The sequence below is a fragment of the Nonomuraea sp. NPDC050786 genome (assembly GCF_040654115.1).
In the GTDB taxonomy this organism is placed as follows: Bacteria; Actinomycetota; Actinomycetes; order Streptosporangiales; family Streptosporangiaceae; genus Nonomuraea.
Map to the genome: position 1 here is coordinate 1 of NZ_JBFAHJ010000060.1, position 16,597 is coordinate 16,597.

The 16,597-nt window shown below is 72.0% G+C and carries 11 protein-coding genes; 6 read left to right on the top strand and 5 right to left on the bottom strand.

Going from position 1 to position 16,597, the window contains the following annotated elements; genetic code table 11:
• Nucleotides 1–190: 190 nt before the first annotated feature.
• The 4 genes from AB0H84_RS52370 to AB0H84_RS52385 all read right to left on the bottom strand — a co-directional run bounded on the left by AB0H84_RS52370 (nt 191) and on the right by AB0H84_RS52385 (nt 6,177).
• Nucleotides 191–1,180: a hypothetical protein gene (locus AB0H84_RS52370; protein ID WP_357621987.1), complete on the bottom strand. Its 990-nt coding sequence runs from the start codon at nt 1,178–1,180 to the stop codon at nt 191–193.
• A 703-nt stretch (nt 1,181–1,883) separates the two neighbouring features.
• On the bottom strand, nt 1,884–2,882 hold the full coding sequence (locus AB0H84_RS52375; protein WP_357621989.1) for a hypothetical protein: 999 nt from the start codon (nt 2,880–2,882) through the stop codon (nt 1,884–1,886).
• 583 nt (nt 2,883–3,465) lie between these two features.
• Complete coding sequence (gene polX / locus AB0H84_RS52380) at nt 3,466–5,145, bottom strand: DNA polymerase/3'-5' exonuclease PolX (RefSeq protein ID WP_357621992.1); 1,680 nt, start codon at nt 5,143–5,145, stop codon at nt 3,466–3,468.
• A gap of 63 nt (nt 5,146–5,208) precedes the next feature.
• Complete coding sequence (locus tag AB0H84_RS52385; protein WP_357621995.1) at nt 5,209–6,177, bottom strand: aldo/keto reductase; 969 nt, start codon at nt 6,175–6,177, stop codon at nt 5,209–5,211.
• 317 nt (nt 6,178–6,494) lie between these two features.
• Here AB0H84_RS52385 and AB0H84_RS52390 point away from each other — a divergent pair, with 317 nt between their 5' ends.
• The 6 genes from AB0H84_RS52390 (at nt 6,495) to AB0H84_RS52415 (ending at nt 15,954) form a co-directional block, all read left to right on the top strand.
• The gene (locus AB0H84_RS52390) at nt 6,495–7,571 is read left to right on the top strand and encodes a histidine kinase (protein WP_357621997.1); all 1,077 of its coding nucleotides are present in this window, start codon (nt 6,495–6,497) and stop codon (nt 7,569–7,571) included.
• Nucleotides 7,572–7,704: 133 nt separating this feature from the next.
• The gene (lanKC, locus tag AB0H84_RS52395) at nt 7,705–10,218 is read left to right on the top strand and encodes a class III lanthionine synthetase LanKC (protein ID WP_357622000.1); all 2,514 of its coding nucleotides are present in this window, start codon (nt 7,705–7,707) and stop codon (nt 10,216–10,218) included.
• Between the two features lie 4 nt (nt 10,219–10,222).
• Nucleotides 10,223–10,354, top strand: coding sequence for a SapB/AmfS family lanthipeptide (locus AB0H84_RS52400; RefSeq protein ID WP_357622002.1), 132 nt, complete (start codon nt 10,223–10,225; stop codon nt 10,352–10,354).
• Nucleotides 10,355–10,418: 64 nt separating this feature from the next.
• Complete coding sequence (locus tag AB0H84_RS52405; protein ID WP_357622005.1) at nt 10,419–12,158, top strand: ABC transporter ATP-binding protein; 1,740 nt, start codon at nt 10,419–10,421, stop codon at nt 12,156–12,158.
• A complete protein-coding gene (locus tag AB0H84_RS52410) occupies nt 12,155–13,966 on the top strand; it encodes an ATP-binding cassette domain-containing protein (RefSeq protein ID WP_357622008.1) in 1,812 nt (603 codons plus the stop codon). Before AB0H84_RS52405 ends, AB0H84_RS52410 begins: the two co-directional genes overlap by 4 nt.
• Entirely contained in the window at nt 13,963–15,954 is a 1,992-nt protein-coding gene (locus AB0H84_RS52415) for a prolyl oligopeptidase family serine peptidase (RefSeq protein WP_357622010.1), read from the top strand. Before AB0H84_RS52410 ends, AB0H84_RS52415 begins: the two co-directional genes overlap by 4 nt.
• On the opposite strand, the gene AB0H84_RS52420 is transcribed toward AB0H84_RS52415, so the two are convergent.
• Nucleotides 15,940–16,548, bottom strand: a complete 609-nt coding sequence (locus AB0H84_RS52420; RefSeq protein ID WP_357622012.1) for a response regulator transcription factor — start codon at nt 16,546–16,548, stop codon at nt 15,940–15,942. The genes AB0H84_RS52415 and AB0H84_RS52420 overlap by 15 nt on opposite strands.
• Between the last annotated feature and the right edge of the window lie 49 nt (nt 16,549–16,597).

The window sequence follows — 16,597 nt, forward strand, 5'->3', positions numbered from 1 at the left end:
CACCTTGTCGCCGCGGGACAGGGCGGCCTCGACGAAGGTGCGGCCGAGGCCGCGCGACGAACCGGTGACGAACCAGACCTTGCTCATGATGTCTTCCCGTTCTCTCCACGGTCTTCCTGTTCCACCCCCTAGACACGCGACCCGGGACAGACATAACACCGTTCGGATGTGACCTGTGTCTCTCCCGCCCTCATGCCCTCCGCGCCGTTACGCCGAGAGCCGACGCCGGCAGCTTGATGGCGGCGACCAGGAGGACCAGGCCCGTGGCGATGCTCAGAGCGTGCTCGATCACCGCGACGACGGGGTGTTCGGCCGGCACGTAGCCCCAGGGCCGGAGGACGGCCAGCGGAAGCTTCCAGCAGCTCCAGGCGAACAGCGACCCCGAGGCCGCGAACACCAGCGTCATCGGGACCCACAGCGGTAGCCGGACGGGGCGGCGGCGACCGAGCACCAGCATGCTCAAGCCGCCGATCAGGGCCCACAGTCCCGCGTTCCCGTTCAACAGCCGCTCGTTGAGATCCCGATGAGCGAGATGAGCGGGGTCCAGGCCGACCGTCCCGCCGCACCCCCAGTACAGCCAGAGCAGCCCCAGCGCCGTGGCCGCGAGTATCGCCGGCCGCGCCCAGAGCGAGACGCGAGGCCGGCTCTGTCCGATCCGCCCCAGGAAATGACTCGGCCATCTCTCCCTCAGGTAGATCGGAAGGGCGATGGCCAGCCCCGCCGCCATCCCGGCGAAGCCGATGCCGATGAAGACCATCTCCCAGCCGGGCGCCGACTCGGCGCCCTCGGGCCCGCCCGTGCCCCTGGCCACGCCGGAAGCGTCGAGGATCGTGCTGATCACCATGTACGGGAGCATCGGGACCAGGAAACCGGCACCCACCCAGGAAAGGAGGACCACGGGAAGTGCCGGCAGCCGTCGCCCCCACCGCTGTGCCAGCGCCAGCCCCAGCCCGACCCCGGCCGCGGACATCCCCACCGTGACGGCGTTGAGCCCGACCCAGCCGGCGGTGCCCACGTCCGACGGCCCGTGCCCGGTCAGCGCGGCCACGATCCAGATGACCTTGACCACCAGATAGAGCGACATCGTGAGCGCGGCCGTGTAGCCCGCTACTCGGCGTGCGACGCTCCACCGGGCGCCGATGATCCCCGCGGACGGCCGCGCCTCCTCCGCTGATGGCACCCGCGTCAACGTGACCCCGCCTTCTCCGCACTGACCTCCGACACCGGCGATCCTTCCGCCGGCCGACCGCGCGCGGATCCCACGCAAGGGGGAACATGCCGAGGACCATCCCCAGAGTGGGCGATGGCGAGATCCCCTGACAGGGGGAGGGCCCATTGCGCTCGAGCAGCCGGCGTCGCCGTTGGTGGGTGCCGCCCGCCGTCTTTCCGAGTCATGCGCCGCCCGTCGTCTTGCCGGGTCATGCGCCGACGGTCTGTGCCCAGCCGCGCCGCACCGGGCTTCAGGCGCAGTCGGTCGCCGAGCGCGTGCGGCGGCGGCGCGAGCGTCAACAGCGGACGGTACGCAGGACCACGATGCCGTCGCCGTCCCGGTCGGGGGCACTCACTCCGTATGGACGGGCGCGGGCGCCGGGGACGCTCGACGCATCCGCTCGTCCGTCCAGTAATCATCGGCCGGCGTGGGAGTCGCGACGCGGTGAGCAGTCGGCGAGGCGGGAATGCCGGTGTCCCCGGGAGTGGGGCGAGCGCCCTCCGCGGGTTGCGACGTCGCCATGCGCACCGCGATCACGGCGACAGCGATCAGGACCGCGGTCGCGGCTGCCGCTAGGACCGTCCTGGACAAGGCCGGGACCTCCCCTCGACGGGAGACTGAGGACGGGGGCGGGCTCCCCGGCGTGGAGCCGGGGAGCCCGCCGCACTATTCGTCAGGATATCTGGTCGGCGTAGTTATAGAGATCCCAGTCAGGATTGTCGAAATAAGGACTCCACCACTGGGTGGGATTGACAATTCTGTTCAGTGTGCTGGAGGTGCCGTTGACGTATCCGAGGCCGGTGCTGTCGTTGTACGACGCGAGCCACGGGCCGCCGCTCTGGCCGCGCGTCAGGGGACAGCCCATCGTGATCTGATTCGATCCGGAGGCGGACGTGGTGCCCTGGCAGAAATACTGCCAGTCTCCCGGGTAAGGGGACTCCGAAGGGTAGCCGAGCATGGTCATGGAGCGCGATTTCGGCTGTCCGGTCTGGAAGCCGTGGCCGCCCACCGTGTCGACGAGTACCTGGCCCCGCTCATTGTTGAGTGTCTTGACGAAGCCGACGTCGTAATCGAAGTTGCTGTTGTTGATCCAGCCGTTGAAGCTGATCAGCCAATTCGCGGCGAAGGTGCCGTACGGACGGTTTCCGTAATTGTAGTAAGGAACGAAGACCCAGTTCTGGTGCCAGTTCCCGCCGCTGCCACCGTGTACGCAGTGACCGGCCGTGCTCACGATGCGCCTGGACGGGCTGTTGATCGAGCCGGCGGAGCAGACGTAGTCGAGTCCGTCCACGGCGTTGCGGTAGAAGACCTTGCCGACGGCGATCGATGCGTTGACCAGCAGGTTGACGTTCTGGCTGGTGCCTCGGCCGGCCTTGCCGCGCTCCACCCCCTTGAGGGACGGCGGCGCCGCGGGGTCGACGCTTCTGGGGACCGCCGCCTGGATGTCGGACGGCGAGTCCTGAGTGGGTTTCCGGCCGGGGGATTCCGGGGCCGGGATCGCCTTGCGCATGCGCTCTTCTGTCCAGTACGCCAGGACGGCCTCTGTCCTGGCCTTACGCGCCGTGCTCATCACCTGCGCCACGTCCGGGCTGACGGGAGCTGGGACGGCGACGGCCTCGGCCGGGGCTTTGTTCGGTGCGGCGGCACTGCTCGCAGGAGCGGTGACCACCATGGTTCCGCCCATGAGGACGGCGGCTGCGGCTGCTATGAGCACGCGCCTTGCTGACGGGCGTAACCGAAATCCGCGCACGGAGCCTCCATAAAAGGCGTCGGGGAATTCGAGACCTCCCGAAGCTACACACGAGGCAGACCGGTTGTAAATACCAAATACAAGTTGCGCTGTTTTGGTCCTGACTTTTCTCTGTTCTGGTAATTCCCCTTCTCGGAAGAAAACGTGTGGCGGTCATCCGCCCGGCAGCCGGATTTCATGTGAGGATTGACGGGTGATGAAGGGCCGGTGAGCGACGGTCGTCGATCGGCGACCGGGCAGCGGCCGGGTCATCGCTACGACCGCGCCGGCATCGCGGCCGCGGCCGACCAGGCCGCCTCGGGGCGGCGCTCAGCATGCGATGGAGAGCTCCCCGAGGTGGCCGAGCATGACTGGGCGGATCGGGCCGATGAGATCGCCGTGCAGCAGATGATCCGCCACACCCCCGGCATCCCGACTTCTTGCCTCCGTACAGTTCACCGGCGCCTTCGGCTTCACGACCTGCTGTCGTCGAGGCCCGCCCGTGTCGGTCGAGGGGGCGGGGACGTCACCGGCCGAGGAAGGCGAGGAGCCGGTCCAGTGGCCAGGTGTTGATGACGTCGTCCGTGGTCAGCCAGGCCCGCTGCGCGATCCCCACCCCGAATCGCTGGTTGGCCAGGTGCGGCACCGCGTGCGAGTCGCTGTCGATCGAGAACTTCACCCCATGGTGCTTGGCCAGCCGTACCAGATCGGACGGCAGGTCGGAGCGGTCGGGGAAGGAGTCGATCTCCATGGCCGTGCCCGTGCGGGCGGCCGCGCGGAAGACGGCGTCCCAGTCGGCGTCGACGGGGGGCCGCTTGCCGATCTTGCGGGTGGTGGGATGGCCGATGATGTCCACGTACGGGTTTTCGCAGGCGGCGATGAAGCGCCGGGTCATCTCGTCCCGGGACATCCCGAAATGGGAGTGCACCGAGGCCACGCACACGTCGAACCCGGCGAGGATCTCCGCGGGCCAGTCGACCGACCCGTCGGGGGCGATGTTGAGCTCCGTGCCGTGCAGCAGGCGCATGTCGGGATATTTCTCTTGGAGCTCGGCCACCTGTCCCCGCTGCTCCAGCGCCTTGTCCAGGGTCATCCGCTGCATCGCCAGGTCGGGGGCGTGGTCGGTGACCGCGTAGTACGCGTAGCCGCGGGCGTGCCCGGCCGCCACCATGTCCTCCAGTGAGGCGACGCCGTCGGTCAGGTCGGTGTGGGTGTGCAGATCGCCCTTCAGGTCCTCCAGCCGCACCAGCGCCGGCAGCTCGCCGCGGAGCGCCGCCTTGACCTCGCCGCCGTCCTCGCGCATCGGCGGCGGCACGTACTGCATGCCGAGCGCGGCGTAGATGTCCTCCTCCGAGGCGGCGGCGATCACCCGCTCGCCCTCGAACAGGCCGTACTCCGACAGCTTCCAGCCCTTCTTCACCGCCATCTCCCTGATGGCGACGTTGTGCTCCTTGGAGCCCGTGAAGTACTGCATCGCCGCACCCCACGACTCGGCGGGCACCACGCGCAGGTCCACCTGGATGCCGGAGGTCGTGCGGATCGAGGTCTTCTTGTCGCCGGCCGCGATGACCTCGGCGACGTAGGGCTGGGCGCGGAAGCCGGTCATGATGGACTCGGGCGCGACCGCGAGGATGTCGATGTCGCCGATGGTGTCCTTCATCCGCCGCAGCGACCCCGCGTAAGCGATGCGCTCGGCCTCCAGCGAGGCCATCACCTGCTCGGCCAGCGACATGGCGACGCCGATGTGGACCCGGCGGCCCGACTGCTCGAGCTGCTCGATGCCCTTGAGCAGGTTTGCCAGGGTCTTCGGGCCGAGGCCCTTGACGCCGTCGAGGCGGCCCGAGGTGATCGCCTCGCTCAGCGACGCGGTGGAGTCGATGCCGAAGTCCTCGAAGAGCATGATCGCCGTCTTGGGGCCGAGCGACGGCACCCGAGTCAGCCTGCGCACGCCCTCGGGCACCCGCCCCCGCAGGTCGTCGAGCTGCCGGAAGCTCCCGCGCTGCAGGAACTCCTCCATCTTCTTGGCGATCGCCTCGCCCACGCCGGGAACGCCGCGCACGTCGACCACCGAGATGTCCTCGGGGAACCCGGCGATGGCCTTGGCCGCCTTCTGGTAGCTGCGCACCCGGAAGGCGTCGCCGCCGCAGAGCGCGAAGAGCTCCGCGTATTCTTGCAGCGCCGCCGCCGCCTGCTCATTTGCCCGCATGCCCCACACCCTAGAAGGTCGGGCCGACAATCCGGGCACCGCCGTAAGGCGACCTGGGCACCGCTAGAAGCGGACCTCCCGCGGGCGGTACGCCTCGCCGAGGAAGGTCAGCTCCGCCTCCGTCAGCAACACCGACACGGCCGCCACCGCGTCGTCGACGTGCCGGTCCTTCGTGGCCCCCACGATCGGCGCGGTCACGGCCGGCTGGTGGAGCAGCCAGGCCAGCGCGATCTGGGCGGCCGGCAGGTCGCGGTCCTTGGCCACCTGCGCCACCCGGTCGAGGATCGCCTTGTCGTTCTCCGGGTCGTACAGGAAGTCGATGCGCTGGTCCGAGCCCGTCCGCGCGGTCGTCGCCGACGAGCCCGCCCTGGCCAGCACCCCGCGCGCCAGCGGGCTCCACGGGATCACGCCCACGCCCTGGTCGGCGCAGAGCGGCAGCATCTCGCGCTCCTCCTCCCGGTAGAGGAGGTTGTAGTGGTCCTGCATCGAGACGAACTTCGTCCAGCCGTTCCGCTCGGCCACGTGCTGAGCCTTGGAGAACTGCCAGGCCCACATGCTCGAAGCGCCGATGTAGCGGGCCTTGCCGGCCTTGACCACGTCGTGCAGCGCCTCCATGGTCTCCTCGATGGGCGTCTCGTCGTCCCACCGGTGGATCTGGTAGAGGTCCACGTGGTCGGTGCCGAGGCGCTGCAGCGAGGCGTCGATGGCGGCGTGGATGTGCTTGCGTGACAGACCCGCGTCGTTGGCGCCCTCGCCCATGGGGAAGTACACCTTGGTGGCCAGCACGTAGTCCTCACGCCGGGGGAAGATCGCGCGCAACGCCTCTCCGGTCACCACTTCGCTGGCGCCGCTGCTGTAGACGTCGGCGGTGTCGAAGAACGTCACGCCCGCGTCGGCGGCCCTGCGGATGATCGGCTCCGCCTCGTCGAGGGGCAGCGCCCACTCCTGCTTGGCCGGATCGCCGTAGCTCATCATGCCGAGGCAGATGCGGGAGACCTTCAAACCGGTGTTGCCGAGCCTTGCGTATTCCATGACCTCCACCCTACGGGGGCGATTGGTCTGGTTAATCAGGGGCTCCGTCCAGGGGCCGCGGGCCGGGGTCCGGCGAGCGGAAAATACAGCAGATCGGTCTGGTTAGCAGGGGCGGCGACGGGAAGTCATGGGTATCCAAAGCGCCGATGACCTTTACAAGGCGGAGCGCGATCAGGTCGATTAGGAGGAGCGAGGCAATGGCGGGGGCTATCACGACACGTCCGGCTCCGTCGATCCAACCGCGTATCGGGGGTGGAGTGGGAGACATACGTCGCAGGCTCGCGTCATGGGCACGTTCCAAACTCGGGAGTCCCGGCTTGTTAGGCGGGCTCGCGCTGGCGGCGGGCCTCACCGCCCTGACGACGCCGGTCCTGGTCGGGCTGATGCGGTCGGGGGCGGGCCTCGCCGGCGGCGTGACGCTGCTCGTCCTGCTGACGCTGCACATCAGGTTCGTCACGGAGACGCCGGTACGCCGCGCGGGCGCGTGGTGGATCGTGGCGGTGCAGGCGTGGCTCACGTATCTGCCGCTGGCGGTGTTCGGGGCGGCGTGGACGCCGGTGTTCGCCCTGCTGTCGGGCGCGCTGCTGGTGATGGCGGCGCGCATCGGGTCGGTCGTGCTGGTGGCGCTGGCCCTGGTCTGCGGCCCGGTGGTGCTCGCCGCGCCGGACGGGGTGATGATCGACACCGCGTGGGTGCTCGCCGCCCCCTTGCTCGGCGTCGTCGAATACACGATGGTGGCGCTGGCCAGGCGGATTAGGAGCCTGACCGAGGCGCGCGCCGACGTCATGCGCAAGGCCGTCGCCCTGGAGCGCCGCCGCTTCACCCGCGACCTGCACGACCTGGTCGGCCACCGGCTCACCGTGCTGGTGCTGAAGGCGCAGCTCGTGCAGCGGCTCGTGGACGAGGGCGACACGCGGGCGGGGGGCGAGGCGAAGGAGACGCTGGAGCTGCTGCGTGACCTGTCCGCCGATGTCAGAGCCGTCGCCCACGGCCTGCGCAGCTCCTCCCTGGCGGCGGAGCTCGGCTCCGCCCGGTCGCTCCTGGAGTCCGTACGGGTCCGCTGCCAGATCAAGGTGTCCTGCCGCGACCTCCCCGGCGACGTCGAGGAGGCGCTCACGCACGCCCTGAGAGAGGGCGTGACGAACGTGCTCAGGCACGCCGAGGCCCGCGAGTGCTCCATCCAGCTCCTGGAACGCGACAGGCTCGTCCGGCTGACGATCAGGAACGACGGGGTACGCCCGCCGCGCCGCCCCTGTGACAGCGGGCAGTGGGAGAGGGGACAGGGCCTGCTGAACCTCGCCGAACGCGTCTCGATCCTCGGCGGCTGGCTGGAGGCCACCTCCTCCAGGCCCGGCCTGTTCACCTTCAACGCGTATGTCCCACTCGATAATTAACGTCACCCAATACATTGTGAGAAACACACAAAAGCAATTTCAATAAGCATATTTACTCGATGTCATGCGTAACTAGACTCAATCGCGTGATGGCGGCAATCTCTAAGGACAACGCCTTGGAGGTCGGCGCCAGATGGACAAGTACGAGCTGTACTGCCTTGTGGATCCGTGTTTCTACGACACTCTCGAACACAGCACGGCCGAAGACGCCGACTTTCCCATTTTGCGCGAGCCCGTTCCCGACGGCTGGTCACACGCACTGACCGACACGTGGTGCTATTACGCCCCCGACAACGAGCCGCCCCTGCCGGCCCAGGGCTGGAAGATCCACGTGTCCGCCCGCGTGGAGGACGCCGAGAAGGCCATCGCCGCCGTATGGGAGTACTGCGTCCCGCGCGGGATCGCGTTCAAGTTCCTGCGTGGCACCCCGGTGCTCGTCATGGTCAACTCCAAGGCCGCCTCCCGGGCGTCCAGCGGCAAGTTGATCACTATTTACCCCAGGGACGAGGGCCTGCTCGAGCTCGTGCTCAAGGAGCTCGACGAGCTGCTGCGGGACGTCAAGGGCCCGTACATCCTCAGCGACCTGCGGTACGGCACGGGCCCGCTGTTCGTCAGGTACGGCGGCTTCGCCGAGCGGCACACCCTGTCCGCGTCCGGCGAACGCGTGCTGGCCCTCGAGGACGGTGACGGGCGGCTCGTGCCCGACGTGCGCGGCGCGACGTTCTCGGTGCCGCCGTGGACGACGCTGCCGGGCTTCCTGGAGCCGCATCTGGCCGCGCGCAACGCCGTGACCACGACCGGGCTGCCGTACGAGATCGAGAAAGTGCTGCACTTCTCCAACGGCGGCGGCGTCTACCTGGCACGGGACACGCGCACGGGGGCGCAGGTCGTGCTGAAGGAGGCCAGGCCGCACGCCGGGCTCGACGCGGCCGGACGCGACGCCGTCTCCCGGCTCGAGCACGAGCGCGACGTCCTGCGGCGCCTGTCGGGCCTGCCCGCCGCGCCCGCGCTGCTCGACTACTTCACGCTGGGCGAGCATCACTTCCTCGTGCAGGAGTTCGTGGACGGCACGCCGCTGCAGCGGCGCCTCGTGCACCGCTACCCGCTGACCCGCGCCGACCGCACCGACCAGGACCTCGCCGACTACACCGCGTGGGCGGTCGAGACGTCGGAGAAGGTGGAGAAGGCGGTCGAGTCGCTGCACGAGCGCGGGGTCGTCTTCGGCGACCTGCACCCCGACAACATCCTGCTGACCGCCGACGGCCGGGTGGCGCTGATCGACTACGAGGTCGCCACGCTCGTCGAGGACGGCGCCCGCGCCGCGCTCGCCCACCCCGCCTTCATCGCGCCCCCCGACCGCCAGGGCGTGGACGTGGACAGGTACGCGCTGGCCTGCCTGCGCCTCGGCCTGTTCGCGCCGCAGTGCACGATCATGCTGCCGCTGCACCGCGCCAAGGCGGCCCACCTGGGGGAGATCGTCAAGGAGACGTTCCCCGTGCCGGGGCACCTGGTGGACGCTGCCGTCGCGACCGTCGGCGCGGACGGCGAGCCCGTGACCATGCCGGACACCTGGCCGGAGCTGCGCGAGGCGATGGGCCGGGCCATCGTGGCCGCCGCCACCCCCGAGCGCGACGACCGGCTCTTCCCCGGCGACGTGGCCCAGTTCCAGCCGGGCGGCGGGTACAACCTGGCCTACGGGGCAGCCGGCGTGCTGTTCGCACTCCACCACGCGGGCCTCGGGCCGTTCCCCGCATACGAGCGCTGGTTACGCGAGCACGCGCTCCGCCCCGTCCAGGGCTCGGGACTCGGCCTGTACGACGGGCTGCACGGCATCGCGTACGTCCTCGACCTGCTCGGACACCACCAGGACGCCGACGACCTCATCGAGGTCTGCCTGCGCGAGAAGTGGGAGCGCCTGGAGTCGGCGCTGTTCTCCGGCCTGTCCGGCATCGGGCTGAACCTGCTGCGCTCCGGCCGCACCGACCTCGCCCTGCGCGCCGCGGACATCTGCGCCGAACGGCTCGCCGCCCCCGTCCCCGAGCTCAGCGGCGGCAGCAACCCCAGGGCCGGGCTCATGTACGGCTCGTCGGGGCCCGCACTGCTCTTCCTGCACGCCTACGAGCACACCGGGGACCGGGCGCTGCTCGACCTGGCGGCGACCGCGCTCCGGCAGGACCTGCGGCGCTGCCGGCACTCCGCGGACGGCTCCCTCCAGGTGAACCAGGGCTGGCGGCTGCTGCCGTACCTGGACGAGGGGTCGGCCGGCATCGCCCTCGTGCTGGAGCGCTATCTCGCGCACCGGCACGACGAGGAGCTCGCCACGGCCCTGGCCGAGCTGCGGCTGGCCGGGCGGGCCGGCTTCTTCGTCCAGTCCGGGCTGTTCACCGGGCGCGCGGGCATGCTCGCGGCCCGCGCGGGCGACCCGCGGGAGCACGTCAAGGGCCTGAGATGGCACGCGCTGCCGTACGGCGGAGGCCTGGCCTTCCCCGGCGACCAGCTGCTGCGCCTCTCCATGGATTTCGCGACCGGAACGGCGGGCGTGCTCTTCGCCCTCGGCACGGCACTGGGCGACCAGCCGGGCCATCTGCCGTTCCTCGAGGCCGCTCCCGAGCGGCCTGCCCCCGACGATGACCGGAAGGAGGTGTAGACGAATGGTCCTTCTCGACCTGCAGGGTCTCGAGGCCCCCACGGCCAGCGACGTCGCCAGCGGCGGCAGCACGCTGACGGTGCTGTCCTGCCACTCTGGCAAGCCCAGCAACCTCAGTGTCGCAGTTTGCCACTGATCACGAATAGCAGTCCCCGCGCCGCCACCGGCGGCGCGGGGACGCAGACGTAAGGAGGCACCGGGTGCTAGCGGGAGACCGGCTGGTGATCGGCGCGGTACGGCGCAGCGGCCCCTGGCCCGCCGTGCTGGCCGTCACGGCGGTCGTGGGCGCGGCCGGCGAGTTGGCGATCCCGTACCTGGTCGGCCGCACCGTGGATGCTTTCGTCACGCGCCAGCCGGACGGCACCCCTTGGCTGGCGCTCTCCGCCGGGGCCGTGGCCGCCGTCGTGGCCGGGGAAAGCCTCGGCGTCTGGGCCCGCGGCGCCGGCGGCGCGTACGCGGCGGCCACGCTGCGGCGGGCCGTCCTGCGCCACGTGCTCGGGGCCGGAACCGCCGCCACCCGCCGCTTCCCCGGAGGAGAGCTGGTCACCCGCGCCGGACTGAACGCCGAGGAGGTGGGCAGGGCGCCCGAGACGGTGACCGGCGCGCTCGCGCTCCTGGTGCCGACGGTCGGGGCGCTGATCGCCCTCACGCTCATCGCGCCCGTCCTGACGCTGACGCTCGGGGCGGGCATCGTGGTCATCCTCCTCGTGCTCCGTGCCTTCCTCCGCGCCTCGACGGTGATCTCGGGCGGGTACCAGCAGGTGCAGGGGGAGATCGCCGCGCGGCTCGTGGACGCCATGGAGGGGGCGCGCACGATTGCCGCGGCGGGGACCGCGGCCCAGGAGGCGCGGCGCGTGCTCGCGCCACTGCCCCGCCTGCGCGCGCACGGCATGTCGTTGTGGCGGGCGAACGCGGGGGCCGCGGTCCAGTCGGGCCTGGTGGTCCCGCTGCTGGAGGTCGCGGTGCTGATCGCCGGTGGCTTCATGCTCGCCTCCGGCCGCCTCACCGTCGGAGAGCTGTACGCGGCCGCCCGCTACGCCGTGCTCGGGGCGTCGCTGAGCACCTCCCTGGGCTTCGTCGGCGGCCTGGCCCGCGCCCGGGCGGCCGCGGAACGGGTCGCCGAGATCTTCGGCCTCACCCCGGTCGCGCACGGCACGCGGACGCTCCCGCCCGGTCCCGGGACGGTCGAGTTCCGCGACGTGGCGGTGGACGGGCTGACCGTCGGCGACCTGACGCTCCCCGGCGGCTCGGTGACCGCCGTCGTCGGGCGGTCCGGGTCGGGCAAGTCCCTGCTGGCCGCCCTGGCGGGCCGGCTGGCCGATCCAGGGCGCGGCGCCGTCCTGCTCGACGGGGTCCCGCTGCGGGAGCTGTCGCGGGAGGAGCTGAGAAGGGCCATCGGGTACGCCTTCGAACGCCCGGTGCTGGTGGGCGAGACGGTGTCGGAGGCCATCGCCCCGGAAGCCGGCGAGGCGGTGTCGCAGGCCATCGCCCCGGAGCCCGGCGAGGCGTTGTCGCAGGCCATCGCCGGGGGACGGGGCGAGGCGGCTCCTGTGGTCGAGGCGGCGAGGGCGGCGTGCGCGGACGCGTTCGTCCGGCGGCTGCCGCTCGGGTACGGCACGCCCCTGCGCGACGCCCCGATGTCCGGGGGCGAGCGGCAGCGGCTCGGCCTCGCGAGGGCCTTCGCGCAGGGCGAGCGGCTGCTCGTGCTCGACGACGCCACCTCGAGCCTCGACACCGTGACGGAGCAGCAGGTGAGCCGGGCACTCACCACCGACCGCCGCGCGCGCACCCGGCTGATCGCGGCCCACCGGCCCGCCACCGCCGCCCGCGCCGACCAGGTCGTCTGGCTGGACAACGGCGCGGTACGCGCCCGCGGGCCCCATGACGTGCTGTGGCAGGACCCCGCCTACCGGGCGGTCTTCCAGGGGACGGAACCGTGAGGCGGCAGGCCGGCGAGGCGGACCGGGAGCGGAGCCGCGCAGGCGAGGCGGACCGGGAGCGGAGCCGCGCAGGCGAGGCGGACCGGGAGCGGAGCCGCGCAGGGGAGCCGGACCGGGACCGGGGCCGCGCAGGCGCGACCGTCGGGTTCTGGCGGGCGCTGCGCCGGGAGCCGCGGCGGCTCGCCGCCATGGGGCTCTGGTCCGTGCTGGAGGCCGCGCCCGCGTTCCTCATCGGGCACGCCGTCGCGCGTGCCATCGAGGACGGGTTCGCCAGGGCCGAGCCCGTGACCGGGCTGGCGTGGCTGGCTGCGCTCGGCGTCGCGTGGCTGGTCGCGGCCGTGGCCGCGCGGCAGGTCGTGCTCTGCGTGGCGGCGGTGGCGGAGCCGTTCAGGGACGACCTCCTCGCTCACGTCGTCGAGGGGACCCTGCGCCAGGGCGACCGGCGGGACAGCGCCGCGGTGGCCAGGGCGACGCTCCAGGTGGAGCTGGCCAGGGACGCCTTCGCGGCCGTGGTCACCACCGTGAGGGGGTTCGCGTTCACGGTGGTCAGCGTGGTGCTGGGGCTGGTCACGCTGGCGCCGCAGGCGCTCGCCCTCGTGCTGCCGCCGTTCGCCGCCGGGCTCGCGCTCTTCCTGGCGTCGCTGCCCGCCCTCGCGCGCAGGCAGCGGACGTTCCTGCTGGCCGACGAGCGGCTGGCCGACGCCATGACGGCCATGACGGGCGGGCTGCGCGACATCGAGGCGTGCGGCCTGCAGGATCGCGCGTACGAGCGGCTCGATCGCCAGGTCGGCGACCAGGCCGCCGCCGCGCGGTCGCTCGCCGGGGTGACGGCCGCCCGCACGGCCGCCCTCGCCGTGGGCGGCTGGCTGCCCGTCGTGCTCGTGCTGGCCGGAACCCCATGGTTGCTGGACGGCGGCCTCGGCGCCGGGGTGATCGTCGGCACGCTCGCGTACGTCACACAGTCCCTGGCTCCCGCACTCGGCGGCCTCGTGCAGGGCCTCGGCGTCAGCGGCGTCCGGCTGGCCGCCACGCTGCGCCGCATCGCCGCCTCCGCCCCGCCCACCCCGCAGCGCCGGCCGAGCCTCCGCCCCCCGTCCTGCGACGTACGGCTCGCCTCCGTCACCTTCGCGTACGGCCCGCATTCCGCCCCCGTCCTCGACGGCCTCGACCTCGTCATCCCCGAGGGCGACCACCTGGCGGTCGTGGGGCCCAGCGGGGCGGGCAAGTCCACGCTGGCCGCCCTGGTCAGCGGCCTGCTCCGCCCCGCTGAGGGCGAGGTGCTGGTCGGCGGCGTGCCCGCCGACCGCCTCGACCCCGCCGCCCGCGTGCTGATCCCGCAGGAGGCGTACGTCTTCCGCGGCACGCTGGCGGAGAACCTCGCCTACCCGCAGCCACCGGCCGGACTGAAGGAGCGGCTGGACGAGGCCGTGGCCGCCGTGGGCGTCCGTGAGCTGGTGGACGCGCTGGGCGGTTACGAGGCCCCGCTGGACCCGGCGGCGCTGTCGGCCGGGCAGCGGCAGCTCGTCGCGCTCGTCCGTGCCTACCTCGCCCCCGCCCGCCTCGTCATCCTCGACGAGGCCACCTGCCACCTCGATCCCGCCGCCGAAGCCCGGGCGGAGAGCGCGTTCGCGCGGCGCGGCGGCACGCTCATCGTCGTCGCGCACCGCCTCACCTCCGCGCTGCGCGCGCGACGCATCCTCCTCATGGACGGGACCCGGGTGACCGTCGGCACCCATGACGAGCTGACCAGGGTCTCGCCGCTCTACGCCGACCTGGCCGGCCACTGGCACCCGGAGCCCGTGTCATGAAATTTCCAGATAACTACCCGCCTGCCGAACGCCTCCCTCTCACCGAACACCGCCACGGACACGACATCGACGACCCGTACCGCTGGCTCGAAGACCCCCACGCCCCCGACACCAAGGTCTGGCTGGCCGCGCAGGACCGGGTCTGGCGCGAGGGCGCCGCCAGGCTGCCCCATCGGGAGAGGTTCCTCGCCCGGCTCACCGAGCTCAGGGAGACGGGCCTGGTCACCGCACCGGTGTGGCGCGGCGAGCGGCGCTTCCACCTGCGCCAGTCCACCTCACAGGAGCACCCGGTCCTCTACTGCGACGACCGCGTCGTGATCGACCCCATGGAGCTCGACCCCACGGGCCTCACGACGCTGGACGACTGGCAGCCCGACCTGGAAGGGCGGCGCCTGGCCTACCAGATCTCGCGGAGCGGCGACGAGCGGGCGGATCTCTACGTCAAGGAGGTGGACACCGGGCGCGTCATCGACGGGCCCATCAGCGGCTGCCGCTACTCGGCGGTCGCCTGGCTGCCGGGCGGCGAGGCGTTCTACTACGTGCGCTTCCGGGAGGGCGTCCACCTGCACAGGGTCGGCGTCGCGGACGACGTCCCCTTCTTCACCCGGGGGCCCGTCTCGTACGGCGTGCAGATCAGCGCCGACGGCCGCTGGCTGACGATCTCCGCGGGCGCCCCGGCGGGCAACTCCCTCTGGCTGGCCGACCTCTCGCGGAGCGACCCGGAGCCCCGGCCCGTACAGGACGGGGCGCACGCCCGCACGGCGGGAGCGGTGGCCTGCGACGGCCGCCTCTACCTGGTCACCGACAGGGACGCGCCGAGGCGCAGGCTCTGCGTGGCCGATCCGGAGGAGCCCGCCGCGTGGCGCGAGCTGATCCCGGAGGACCCCGAGGCGGTGCTGGGCGCGTTCACCGTGCTCGACGGCGACAGGCTGCTCGTCTCCAGGACCCGGCACGCCGTCGGCGAGATCGCCGTGCACCATGCCCGGACGGGGCGGCGGCTGGGCACCGTGCCGCTGCCGGGCAGCGGCACGATCGCCTCGCTGACCTCCCGCCCGGACGGGGGCCCCGAGGCCTGGTTCACCTACACCGACGCCGTCACGCCCCCCGAGATCTGGCGGTACGACGCCCGCACCGGCGACACCACCCTCTGGTCGGCCGCGCCGGGCCGCGCCACGCTGCCCTCCGTGCGCAGCCACCACATCGAGTACGCCTCCGCCGACGGCACGCGCGTCCGCATGGTCGTCGTCGCGCGCCCGGCGCCGGCCGGTCCCCGTCCCACGATCCTCACCGGGTACGGCGGCTTCGGCATCCCCCTCATGCCCGGCTACGCCGCCGACTCCCTGGCCTGGGTCGAGGCCGGCGGCGTGCTGGCCGTCGCCAACCTGAGGGGCGGCGGCGAGGAGGGCGAGGGCTGGCACCGGGACGGCATGCTGGAGCGCAAGCAGAACGTGTTCGACGACTTCGTGGCCGCCGCGGAGAAGCTGATCGCCGACGGCTGGACCACGCCGGGGCAGCTCGGCATCTGGGGCGAGTCGAACGGCGGCCTGCTCGTCGGCGCCGCTCTCACCCAGCGGCCCGACCTGTTCGCGGCGGCGGTGTGCTCGGCGGGCCTGCTCGACATGGCCCGCTACCACCTGAGCGGCCTCGGCCCCGCCTGGACCGGCGAGTACGGCGACCCCGACGACCCCCGGCAGCTCGACTGGCTGCTGGCCTACTCCCCCTACCACCACGTCAGGAAGGGACAGGACTACCCGGCCACGCTGTTCACGGTCTCGGCGGGCGACACGCGGGTCGATCCGATGCACGCGCGCAAGATGTGCGCCGTCCTGCAGTGGGCGACGGGCAGTGCCGGCCATACAGACCGGCCGATCCTGCTCAGGCACGAGCCGGACGTCGGGCACGGCGCGCGGGCGGCCAGCAGGTCCGTCGGCCTGGCGGCCGACGCCCTGGCCTTCCTCGCCGCCCACACGGGCCTAGATCCAGCCTGACTCCCTGGCGATGCGGATGGCGTCGATCCGGCTGCGGGCGCCCAGCTTGGTCGTGCTCTTGGACAGGTAGTTGCGTACGGTGCCCTCGGACAGGAAGAGCGACGCGGCGATCTCCCCGATCGACGCGCCGTCCGCCGCGGCCCCGATCACGTCGAGTTCGCGCTGCGTCAGCGGCGCATCCGCCGGGCGCATGGCCGCGATGGCCAGCTCCGAGTCGATGACCCGCTCTCCGTCGGCCACCCTGCGGATGCCGTCCGCCAGCCGTTCCGGCGGCGCGTCCTTGGCCATGAACCCCCGTACGTGCACCTCGAGCGCCCGCTTGAGCAGGCCCGGCGTGCCCACGCCGGTCAGGATGAGCACGCCGCACTCGGGCAGCTCCTCGTGCAGCTCGCCGGCGGCGGCGAGGCCGTCCTTGCCGGGCAGCGAGATGTCGAGCACCGCGACGTCGGGGCGGCAGGCGCTGGCCGCGGCCAGGATGTGGTCGCCTCTGGAGACCTCGGCCACGACCTCGATGTCTTCCTCATAGGCCAGCAGCGCCACCAGCGCCCCGCGTACCAGATTCATGTCCTCAGCGAGTAACGTTCTGATCACCATGCGTCCTTGCGGTCGGCCAGGCTGACAACGTCTGTGTGCGGGCCCCCCA

Coding starts and splice junctions, on each gene's coding strand:
- AB0H84_RS52375 (WP_357621989.1), bottom strand. CDS start 2,882: ATGGTGGTCACCGCTCCTGCGAGCAGTGCCGCCGCACCGAACAAAGCC.
- polX (WP_357621992.1), bottom strand. CDS start 5,145: ATGCGGGCAAATGAGCAGGCGGCGGCGGCGCTGCAAGAATACGCGGAG.
- AB0H84_RS52385 (WP_357621995.1), bottom strand. CDS start 6,177: ATGGAATACGCAAGGCTCGGCAACACCGGTTTGAAGGTCTCCCGCATC.
- lanKC (WP_357622000.1), top strand. CDS start 7,705: ATGGACAAGTACGAGCTGTACTGCCTTGTGGATCCGTGTTTCTACGAC.
- AB0H84_RS52400 (WP_357622002.1), top strand. CDS start 10,223: ATGGTCCTTCTCGACCTGCAGGGTCTCGAGGCCCCCACGGCCAGCGAC.
- AB0H84_RS52415 (WP_357622010.1), top strand. CDS start 13,963: ATGAAATTTCCAGATAACTACCCGCCTGCCGAACGCCTCCCTCTCACC.
- AB0H84_RS52420 (WP_357622012.1), bottom strand. CDS start 16,548: ATGGTGATCAGAACGTTACTCGCTGAGGACATGAATCTGGTACGCGGG.